Annotated in this window: 1 rRNA gene; it reads left to right on the forward strand. The window is 54.4% G+C overall.

Annotated features, from left to right (window positions below):
- Nucleotides 1-741, forward strand: a 23S ribosomal RNA gene (locus E0D98_RS25135); the annotation flags it as partial.
- Nucleotides 742-753 lie beyond the last annotated feature (12 nt).

The following is a 753-nucleotide window of genomic DNA, read 5'->3' on the forward strand; positions in this document are numbered from 1 at the left end:
CCTTGAAATACCACCCTTTAATGTTTGATGTTCTAACGTTGACCCGTAATCCGGGTTGCGGACAGTGTCTGGTGGGTAGTTTGACTGGGGCGGTCTCCTCCTAAAGAGTAACGGAGGAGCACGAAGGTTGGCTAATCCTGGTCGGACATCAGGAGGTTAGTGCAATGGCATAAGCCAGCTTGACTGCGAGCGTGACGGCGCGAGCAGGTGCGAAAGCAGGTCATAGTGATCCGGTGGTTCTGAATGGAAGGGCCATCGCTCAACGGATAAAAGGTACTCCGGGGATAACAGGCTGATACCGCCCAAGAGTTCATATCGACGGCGGTGTTTGGCACCTCGATGTCGGCTCATCACATCCTGGGGCTGAAGTAGGTCCCAAGGGTATGGCTGTTCGCCATTTAAAGTGGTACGCGAGCTGGGTTTAGAACGTCGTGAGACAGTTCGGTCCCTATCTGCCGTGGGCGCTGGAGAACTGAGGGGGGCTGCTCCTAGTACGAGAGGACCGGAGTGGACGCATCACTGGTGTTCGGGTTGTCATGCCAATGGCACTGCCCGGTAGCTAAATGCGGAAGAGATAAGTGCTGAAAGCATCTAAGCACGAAACTTGCCCCGAGATGAGTTCTCCCTGACTCCTTGAGAGTCCTGAAGGAACGTTGAAGACGACGACGTTGATAGGCCGGGTGTGTAAGCGCAGCGATGCGTTGAGCTAACCGGTACTAATGAACCGTGAGGCTTAACCTTACAACGCCGAAG

Origin of the sequence: Escherichia sp. KCJ4928, assembly GCF_004352695.1 — a bacterium.
GTDB lineage: Bacteria > Pseudomonadota > Gammaproteobacteria > Enterobacterales > Enterobacteriaceae > ECMA0423.